General features: G+C 61.4%; 6 protein-coding genes and 1 pseudogene. 5 read left to right on the top strand and 2 right to left on the bottom strand.

The genetic code is table 11. The annotated features are described in order from the left end of the window. Positions 1-370: GDP-mannose 4,6-dehydratase (locus KP699_RS15505; RefSeq protein WP_215763258.1), on the bottom strand; the 370-nt coding region annotated here is incomplete at its 3' end. 181 nt (positions 371-551) lie between these two features. On the opposite strand from KP699_RS15505, the gene KP699_RS15500 reads away from it, so the two are divergent. Both KP699_RS15500 and KP699_RS15495 read left to right on the top strand, forming a co-directional pair. After that, positions 552-2,744 carry a hypothetical protein gene (locus KP699_RS15500; protein ID WP_252347137.1) on the top strand — a complete coding sequence of 731 codons (2,193 nt, stop codon included), beginning with the start codon at positions 552-554 and terminating at the stop codon, positions 2,742-2,744. Between the two features lie 16 nt (positions 2,745-2,760). Further along, positions 2,761-3,456 carry a histidine phosphatase family protein gene (locus tag KP699_RS15495; protein WP_215763257.1) on the top strand — a complete coding sequence of 232 codons (696 nt, stop codon included), beginning with the start codon at positions 2,761-2,763 and terminating at the stop codon, positions 3,454-3,456. Positions 3,457-3,516: 60 nt separating this feature from the next. Here the strand turns inward: KP699_RS15495 and treF are convergent, their stop codons facing one another. After that, complete coding sequence (gene treF / locus KP699_RS15490; RefSeq protein WP_215763256.1) at positions 3,517-6,288, bottom strand: alpha,alpha-trehalase TreF; 2,772 nt, start codon at positions 6,286-6,288, stop codon at positions 3,517-3,519. A gap of 233 nt (positions 6,289-6,521) precedes the next feature. Here treF and tldD point away from each other — a divergent pair, with 233 nt between their 5' ends. The 3 genes and pseudogenes from tldD to KP699_RS15475 form a co-directional block, all read left to right on the top strand. Further along, complete coding sequence (gene tldD / locus KP699_RS15485; protein ID WP_215763255.1) at positions 6,522-7,979, top strand: metalloprotease TldD; 1,458 nt, start codon at positions 6,522-6,524, stop codon at positions 7,977-7,979. A gap of 113 nt (positions 7,980-8,092) precedes the next feature. Next, positions 8,093-9,352 carry a tyrosine--tRNA ligase gene (gene tyrS / locus KP699_RS15480; RefSeq protein ID WP_215763254.1) on the top strand — a complete coding sequence of 420 codons (1,260 nt, stop codon included), beginning with the start codon at positions 8,093-8,095 and terminating at the stop codon, positions 9,350-9,352. Between the two features lie 43 nt (positions 9,353-9,395). Continuing rightward, a pseudogene (locus tag KP699_RS15475) lies at positions 9,396-9,664 on the top strand (hypothetical protein); the annotation flags it as partial.

Here is a 9,664-nt window from a genome sequence, read left to right as displayed (position 1 = left end):
CGCGGTCAGCCTGATCCAGCGTCAGCCAGTATTTCCGGGCGGCTTCCAGCAGGGAATAGGTGCCGACCACGTTGGTCTGGATAAACACCCCCGGACCATCAATGGAGCGGTCCACATGGCTTTCAGCCGCCAGGTGCATGACAGCCTGCGGCCGGAATGTTTCAAACAGGCGGCTCAGCTCGCTGCCGTTCACAATATTGGCGCGGGCAAATTCGTAACGCCCGCTTTCCGCAGCGTCTTCCACGGTTTCCTCGGACGCCGCATAGGTCATGCAGTCCACATTCAGGACAGAATGGTTCGTATCGCGGATAATATGACGGATCACTGCTGACCCGATAAACCCGCAGCCGCCTGTTAATAAGATGCGCATTGATATTCCGTTTTTGTGAACCCAAACAAACGATTGAAATCTCCGATATCCGGCATAGCTCAGAAGAGCGGCCTCTGCCAGCAATCTTGGCAGATTTGCGATTTTCTTATGCTTGGCTATATGAAAAACAGGCGTACAGGCCGCCGGACGACGGATCTGTTAGGAACTTGAAAGCGAAAATATGTTTGCCAGAAACCTGACGGAGACCCTGCTGCACGTTCTGGACCGCCCGGAGCTGCGTCTTCTGGCCACAGAATGCCGGATCACGCTGGACCCGGCCGTTGCGCATCCGTTCCATGTGCGTGCCGGGCGGCAGATTGTGCTGGGCTCCCCCTGCCTTGGGGAACGGCGGGTTGTTGCGTTCCATCTGCGTCACGCGCTGGAACTGGCGGTTCTGTCAGAAGAGGCATCGACCTCAGAGTCTCTTTCCCGACTGAAAATTTCTTTTTCCGCGGCCAGAACAGCGGCCCGATTCTGGATGCTGGATGCCCCGGCCGATCTGCCGGCCCCGGAGGCATGGGTGCGGACGCTCGCCAGCGCGCAGCCCCCCTCGCGCGACACCCTGCCGCAGCTTTTTGATGCCTTATATCCCCTTGTCAGTCTCCCCGTTCAGAGTGCTGTGTCTGACGCCGCACTTTGGGACGACCTGTCTGCATGGCTCATACAGTCATGGCCGCTGATCGGCCCGGTTGAAGCGCTGATGGCGGAAGGGGGAGATGCCCGGCTGAATATTGATCCGCGGACCGGCCTCAACCATTACGGCTGCTCCCATCGTCCGCGCCCCTGGGCGATAACATTTGCATCATCCACGGCGTCTTCTTTGTCGGAGCGCGGCTTTACGGGCGGGGAGATGGCCAGAGTGCAGCTTGCAAAGGCGGTGCTCGCCAACAAAGCGCCTCAGGCCTTGCAGACTCTGGCGCTGGATGTCCGGAGCTTTCTGGCGGAATGGTATGGTCTGCCCGGTCAGGATCATATTGTGCTGGCCTCCTCCGGTACGGATGTCGCTCTGGCGGTGCTGGCCTTATCGACTCTGCCGGGACAGCCGGTGACAACCATTCTGACCGCGCCGGAAGAAACGGGCAGCGGGGTGCCACTGGCCTCGCACGGGCAGCATTTTGCGCAGGAAACCGCTCTCGGCTTGTCCGTCTGCAAAGGTCGTCTGGTAGACGGATTCCCGGAAGACACAGCCTGTGTCGCCCTCCCGCTCCGCGATGCGCAGGGGCATTTGCGGCCAGAGGCAGAGGTAACGGCCTCCTGCCAGAGCGAGGTCAGACAGCAACTAGCGCAAGGGCGGCGTGTGCTGCTGCATGTGCTGGATCTGTCTAAAACGGGCCTGCTGGCCCCTGACCTGAAAGTGCTTGAAGTCCTGTGTAATCAGTATCCGGGGCAGCTTGATGTGGTGGTGGATGCCTGTCAGGCGCGGCTGATGCCGGAGCGGGTTCAGGCTTATCTGAGCCGTGGCTGGGCTGTTATGGTGACAGGCTCCAAGTTCTTTACCGGGCCGCCATTCTGTGGTGCTCTCCTGTTGCCCGAGAGCTGGAAAGCCCGGCTGGATCAGGGCGCGCTGCCTGCCGGGCTTGCTGCCTATGCCAACCAGTGTGAATGGCCAGCCAGTCTGGCCTGCCGGGGGCTGGCCTCCGGCTTTAATCATGGATTGCTGTTACGCTGGCGGGCAGCGCAGGCAGAAATGGCGGCGCTGAGTGCGATTCCCTCCAAGAGTGTCGCGCGCCGTTTGCAGAGCTTTCTGGCTGCCGTCACACAAGGGATCGCAGCGAATCCTGACCTTGAATTCCTGCCGCAACCTGCGCCCCTGCGGGAGGCTCTGCCGCATGACTGGGACCGCCAGCAGACAATTCTGTCTTTCCTTGTGCGCGCGCCTGAAAGCAGCCGTGGGGTTGTGCCGCTTGATCTCGCGCGATGTCGGAAGCTCTATCAATGGCTGAATGCTGATCTGTCTGCGTATGTCCCGCAGGAGCAGGCAGCACTGGCAGCCCTGCTGTGCCATATCGGCCAGCCTGTTCCCATTCCGCACGCGCAGGCCGCTGATGGTCTTGTAGGCGCGCTGAGGCTCTCCGCCGGTGCGCGCCTTGTCTCTGGTGAACCCTCTCATGAAGGTCTTGATCCTGCCGCTCGCATGGCGCGGGAAATTCAGGACGCACACCGGGTTCTGCAAAAAATCAGCCTGATTCTGACATACTGGGATCGCATTGCGCAGGCAGACCCGCTTCCGTCCTACGCGCCACGCTGGGAGCCGGATGAAGCGGGTGACGAGTCCAACTGGTCAGAATCCTCCTCTCGGGACACCGTGACAGACCTGCAAAAGGCGGATGCCCTGCGCCGCGCCATTTCCGCTCTTGCGCTTGGCGGCTCCTGACAGCACAACAGGGACCATGACTGTCAGCCTCACATCCCCCGCGACCCGGCAAACTAATCAGGGTAATTTTCTCGATACACCGCAGCTTGCCCCCGGCATTACGCGGTTCTGGCTGATCCGCCACGCGCTGGTGGAACAGAATGCCCGGCTGAGGCTATATGGCGCGCTGGATGTGCCTTTGTGCCCGGATAGCCTGATCGCGCAACGCCCCATGTATGAAGCCCTGGCAGCCCGTCTCCCGCGTGACGCGCACTGGCTGATCAGTCCTCTCTCCCGCACGCGCTGCACGGCGGAAGCCATTCAGGAGGCCGGATACGGGCCTGTGCCGATGGACGTGGAGCCTGCGCTGATCGAGCAGAATCTCGGCGCATGGCACAATATGCCGCATCAGGAGCTGCCGCAGCATCTGCGTCTGGCCCCGCATCCCTTCTGGTCCGTCTCGGCCACGGAATGCCCGCCGGGTGGGGAGAGCATGATGGATGTGTGCGGCCGCGTTGGTGCGGCGCTGGACCGGCTGGCTGATGAGTATGAAGGGCAGAATATCGTTGCCGTCAGTCATGGCGGGGCCATTCGGGGCGCGCTGGCGCACGCCCTGCGAATCCACCCTGAGACCGCGCTGCACTTCTCTATCCAGAATCTCTCCCTGACAATTCTGGAGCGGCTGGCTGAAGGCTGGCGCGTTGTGACGGTCAACGAACTCCCCGGACTCTGATCCTCCGGGCAGAAGCGTCAGGCCGTCTCCTCCCGCGCGTATTTTTCTGACTTTTCCGGCTTACGGCTCTTGCGCGGGAGCCTTTGGATCTGAGATCGGCGTGCCAGTGCCAGTGCCAGTGCCAGTGCCAGTGCCAGTGCCAGTGCCAGTGCCAGTGCCAGTGCCAGTGCCAGTGCCAGTGCCAGTGCCAGTGCCAGTGCCAGTGCCAGTGCCAGTAGGGCGCGGGGCGGGTGTCGGTTGAAGGAGCGGGGTCACAGCGGCAGACTCCTCATGGCGTGCAGGCGGATGGCTTTGTGGCGCATCTCTTGACGGGAGAGGTGCTGTCTGTTCGTCCTGTTTTTCTGGAGTTTCGTCTGTTGGTAGCGGTGCTGAGGTTGACCCCGAGCGTGACCCTGTGTTCGGGCCTGCACCAGCACCCCCCTCAGGCCCGGCCGGAGGTGTTGTCGTCACCGGACTGGCTGGGTGAGGAGCTGGTGCGCCAGAAGCAGGCGGTTCAGTCCGGGCAGATGTGTTCTGTGCAGGCGCATCGGTTTTGAGGGAGGAAACCGGCACGCCTTTCAGCGGTGAGCGTTCCGTCACCGGGATTTCCGGCCCTTTTGCATCCCACGCATCCACAGGCGGCAATGGCTGCTGGGAGGGCTGGTCGGCCAGCGGGTTATTATCCAGCACTTTGCGGGTATTCTGCGGATAGCGGTTCATCAGCCCCAGCAGGGTGCCGTTGGTCCAGCCAAACCCGATCTGCATCGGGTATTCACCGCCCCCCTTGCCGCCTGTGGCGCTGATCTCGGGGGAAACGACATCATATTTTTCCAGCAGCACACCGCTTTTTTCATAAGTGCCAATCACGCGGGCCATCCAGCGGCGGCCAATATCTGCCGCCAGAGCATCATGCCCATATTGTTCCAGCCCTTTGATGGCCATCCATTCTTCCGGTGCCCAGCCATTAGGGTAGTCCCATTGCTGCCCGGTCTCCCGGTCTGTCACACTCAGGCCCCCTATATGTAAGAGGCGTGTCTGAAGCGTGCGCGCGACTGCATCAGCCTGCTCCTGCGAGGCAATATGCAGGAACAGGGGCACCGCGGTTGCGGTGGACAGCACGTCTCTGAGCTGTCCCGTTCGCCAGTTATAATCGAAATATGCGCCCTCTTTTTCATTCCAGAGAACGTGGTTGATCGCGTTTTTAAGCTGTGTGGCCTGCTGCGCGTAGAAGGCCGCTTTGTCTTTCTCGCCATTCAGGGTGTAGGCGTGGGAGAGCGTTTGCTCCAGATGTACCATCAGACAGTTATATTCGATAGTGATGAGGGACGTTGTGGTGATGGTGTCCAGTGTCTTGCCGTCCGCCAGCCAGCGGGACGTGTAATCCCACCCGGTTTCCGCTCCGGCGCGGAGGTCCCGCCAGAGGTCCGGGGCCGGGCGGTGTGAGCTTTTCGCGGTGGCCAGATCCTGCGGGAAACTTTCATCCCGCGGGGTATCCATATCATCCCACGGCCGGAACATCAGGGTATTGTCCGGCAGGCGGACCACATGCTGCCAGGCCGCACCGGGTTTGAGCGCATCCGCCCCGTGGGTCCAGTAGTCATATTCCCGCTGTAATTCCGGCAGGAAGGATGTGTAGACCACCTGTCCGTCATGGCTGGCGAGCAGATCCAGCATCAGGGAGAAAAAAGGCGGCTGGGAGCGGCTGAGGTAATAGGTCCGGTTGCCATTAGGCATATGACCATACCGGTCTATCAGGGATGCAATGTCGCGCACCACATTGCGGAGCAGATCAATCCGGCCGTCTTCATACAGGCCGATCATGGTGAAGTAGCTGTCCCAGTAATAAAACTCCGAGAACCGGCCACCGGGGACAATATAGGTTTCCGGTAGCGGCAGCAGGGAGGACCACGGTACGGCGGTATCGGCCTCCCGCGTCAGTACGTCCCACATGCCGGAAATATAGTCCCGCACGCTTTCTCCCGGTTTGCGGCTATAGGCCGCGGAGCGCAGCACCGGGATGGTAAAATGTTGCGAGACAAACCGTTTCAGATTGAAATCCGGCAGATCTTTTTCCTGCCGCCATGCTGCGACCAGATCCGTGGGAGCCTGATCCGGGATGGCATCCGCAACGGCTTTGGCGTCTGTAAAAATATGGGCTGCATGAATGGCGGCAAACAGGTCTCCCAGCGCAATAGAGGGCGGCCGCAGGTCCTGCGGCACAAAATCCGGCGCGGCATGTTGGCCTGCATGGGTTGCGGGCTGCACATCAAAAAGTCTGACCTGCACGGGCGGGACGGCATCATCTTCATCCAGTGGTGCCTGTGCAGGATCGGTGCTTGCAGGGGGCACGGCTTTCGACTCTGCTTCAGGAGCAGGAGCAGGAGCAGGAGCAGGAGCAGGAGCAGGAGCAGGAGCAGGAGCAGGAGCAGGAGCAGGAGCAGGAGCAGGAGCAGGAGCAGGAGCAGGAGCAGGAGCAGGAGCAACGGACGGGGGGCTTGCCGGGAGATCTGCTGGAATGGTTCCATTTCCAGAAGACGCAGCGGCAGGGTGAGGCGCGGAGGGGGGCGCTGCCGGAACCGGGGAGGGATCGGTGCGTGAGGGTGTGCCAGTCACAGCAGGATGGTCCTGCGAGGCAGGGGGCTGGGCTGGCCCGCTGGTGATGGATGGCGTGGCGGTGGGGGTGGCGGTGGCGCTCTGAGCCAGAACCGGGGCCGGGGCAGCGGCCAGACAGCAGAGTAGAGCAAGGCGCAGGGGATAAGGGCCGGAAGAGGCCGTGCGGCCAGACGCGGGGTGTGCTGGTTGTTTCTGGAACGTCGGAATCCCGGAATGTGTTCTGGTCTGGTAAGCGCGCATGGTCGTCTTTCATCTGCTACGGCGGAACGCCGGGGCCGGAAAAGCAGAAAAAGAGGCCGCAGCGGTTGGTCGGGGGCGGGCCGTTAAACCCTGTCAGGTGTTGTCTCTGCCCCCCAGACAGAAACGATGAAACCCCTTGCGGGTTTTGCGGCAGCACTTAACTGTTTATGCTCAGGCTGCTCTGCCGGGAAAATCTGTGACCCGGAGCCTTCTTCCTGTCAGGAGTTTTGTTCATGTCGTCTCTCCCTTCAAGCCCTGGCGCTCTGGCGGTTACAGACCAGTTGTTTTTTGACAGACCGGGCGCCCTGCTGGACCGTGCAGATGCGGAAGCCCTGACCCGCAAGGCGCTGGACGGGATGGATGATGGGGAACTGTTTCTGGAATACCGGGAGAGTGAAGGGATAGCGCTGGATGATGGTGTTATCCGCTCCGCGTCTTTTGATACCAGCAGCGGGTTTGGCCTGCGGGCCGTGCTGGGGGAAGAGACCGGGTTTGCTCATTCTGATGATCTCAGCCGCTCTGCTCTGGCGCGGGCCGGGGATGCTGTCAGCGCCGTGCGTGCTGGGCGTTCCGGCACGATGGCGGATGCTCCCCGTTCCACCAATCGCCGTCTCTACACGGAGGCCAACCCGCTGGGTGAGACGGATTTTGCTGCCCGCTCTGGCCTGCTGACCCAGATTGACGCCTATGCCCGCGGTAAGGATAGCCGCGTGGTGCAGGTTATGGCCTCGCTCTCCGGGGAATGGCAGGCCGTGCAGATTATCCGTGCCGATGGAGCGCGGGTGGCGGATCTGCGGCCACTGGTGCGGCTGAATGTGTCTGTGGTGGTGGAGCAGGACGGCAAGCGGGAAAGTGGCAGCCACGGGCTGGGTGGCCGGTATGAAATCAATCGTCTGCTGGAAGCGGACACATGGCAGGGTGCGGTGCATGAAGCCCTGCGGCAGGCGCTGGTGGCCCTTGAGGCCCGGCCTGCTCCGGCTGGTGAGATGGAAGTTGTGCTCGGGGCTGGCTGGCCCGGCATCCTGCTGCATGAAGCCGTGGGGCACGGGCTGGAAGGGGACTTCAACCGCAAGGGCACATCGGTTTTTGCAGGGCGCGTCGGCACGCGGGTTGCCGCCCCCGGTGTAACGGTGATTGATGATGGCTCTCTGCCGGACCGGCGCGGCAGCCTGACCATTGATGATGAAGGCACCCCCACAGGCCGGACGACGCTGATTGAAGACGGGATTCTGAAAGGTTATTTGCAGGACCGTCTGAACGCCCGCCTGATGGGTGTTGCCGCAACGGGCAATGGTCGCCGCCAGTCCTACGCACATATGCCGCTGCCGCGCATGACCAATACGCTCATGCTGCCCGGTCAGGCCTCCACGGAAGAAATGATCAGTTCCATGAAGCGCGGCCTGTATGCCGTGCATTTTGGCGGCGGGCAGGTGGATATCACGTCCGGCAAGTTCGTCTTCTCCGCCTCCGAGGCTTATCTGGTGGAAGACGGAAAAATTACGACGCCCGTCAAAGGGGCGACGCTGATCGGCAACGGAGCGGACGCCATGACCCATGTGTCCATGATCGGGAAAGACATGGAGCTTGATCCCGGCATCGGCACCTGTGGCAAGGCCGGGCAGGGCGTGCCCGTCGGCGTGGGGCAGCCCACTCTGAAAATGACGGGCCTGACGGTGGGCGGCACGGCCTGATCCACACATCGGGACAAGGGAAGAGGTTCAGCCAGCCTCATGCTCGTGCTAGAGCGTGAGGCCGGATCTTCTGCTTTGGCGGCAGGCAGAGGCGTAAACAGGATTTAAAGAGAATGGTCGAAAACGGGTTTCAGAGTTCCTTCATGCAGGAAGCCGCAGCGCGCGGCTTCATTTTTCAGTGCACGGATCCCGCTGCGCTGGATGACGCGATGGTGAAGGGCTCTGTTGCGGCCTATATTGGTTTTGACCCGACAGCGGACAGCCTGCATGTGGGCAGCCTGATCCAGATTATGATGCTGCGCCTGTTGCAAAAGCATGGGCACCGCCCGGTGGCTCTGGTGGGTGGCGGCACAGCCAGAATTGGTGACCCCTCCTTCCGTGAGGAAGCCCGCAGGCTGATGACGGAAGAGACCATCGGCACCAATCTGGCAGGGATTGAAGGGTGCCTGCGGCAATACCTGACCTTTGGAAGCGGTGCGTCCGGGGCCATTCTGGTGAACAATGCCGACTGGCTGGACAAGCTGGCCTATATCGACCTGCTGCGGGATGTGGGGGTGCATTTCTCCATTAACCGCATGCTCTCTTTTGATTCCGTCAAAAACCGTCTGGACCGTGAGCAGGGGCTGACTTTTCTGGAGTTCAACTACTCCATTCTTCAGTCTTATGACTTCCGGGAACTGAACCGCCGCCACGGTGTGACTCTCCAGCTTGGCGGGTCTGACCAGTGGGGCAATATTGTCTCTGGCGTGGATCTGGTGCGCCGTACAGACCAGAAAAGCGTGATGGGCCTGACAACCCCGCTGCTGACAACCGCCTCCGGCGCCAAAATGGGCAAGACGGCCAACGGGGCTGTCTGGCTGTCTGAAAAGCGCCTGCCGGTGTTTGATTACTGGCAGTTCTGGCGCAACACGGAAGATGCGGATGTGGGCCGTTTCCTGCGGCTGTTTACCGATCTCCCGCTGGAAGAATGTGCCCGTCTGGAAGCCCTGCAGGGGGCTGACATTAATGAGGCCAAGAAAATTCTGGCAACCGAAGCCACCGCCCTGTGCCACGGGCGCGAGGCCGCACAGGCTGCGGCAGAAGCGGCCCGCCAGACTTTTGAGGAAGGGAACGTAACCGCTGCGGACCTGCCGGTGCATTTCGTGCCACAGGCTATCCTGACGGAAGGTGTGCCGGTGTTCCGCCTGTTTGTTGAAGCCGGGCTGGCCAAAACCAATGGGGAAGCCCGCCGGCTGGTGCGTGGCGGCGGCGCGCGCGTGAACAATGCCGTGGTACAGGATGAAAACGGCGTGATTTCAGAAAAAGACATGGCGGATGGCGCCATTCGGTTGTCTTCTGGCAAGAAGCACCATGTTCTGGTCAAAGTTGGGTAGTTTTCTCACTCCAGAAAAATATAAGGTGACAGGAGCACGCCGTATGAAACGTACCCCTCTAATTCTGGGTTGTCTGGGGCTGACACTGGTCGGCACGCTCTCTGGCTGTGCAGGCCCGGTTTATAGCGGGGGGTATGACTATTACGGGTACAGCCCGTCCCGTGGTTATGATGACTATTACGGCTATGGCCCGCGCTGGGGCTATTCAGACAGGCGCGCCCGCCCGTTCCCCGGTGGTAGCAGGCCCGGCATGGCCCCGCGTCCCGGTCGGCCGGGTGGTGGGGGCGGTCGTCCGCCGCATGGCGGGGGTGG

The sequence above is a fragment of the Acetobacter sp. P1H12_c genome, from assembly GCF_018811975.1.
In the GTDB taxonomy this organism is placed as follows: Bacteria; Pseudomonadota; Alphaproteobacteria; order Acetobacterales; family Acetobacteraceae; genus Acetobacter; species Acetobacter persici.
The sequence above is the reverse complement of the archived record's forward strand: the minus strand, read 5'-3'. Positions and strand labels throughout refer to the sequence as shown.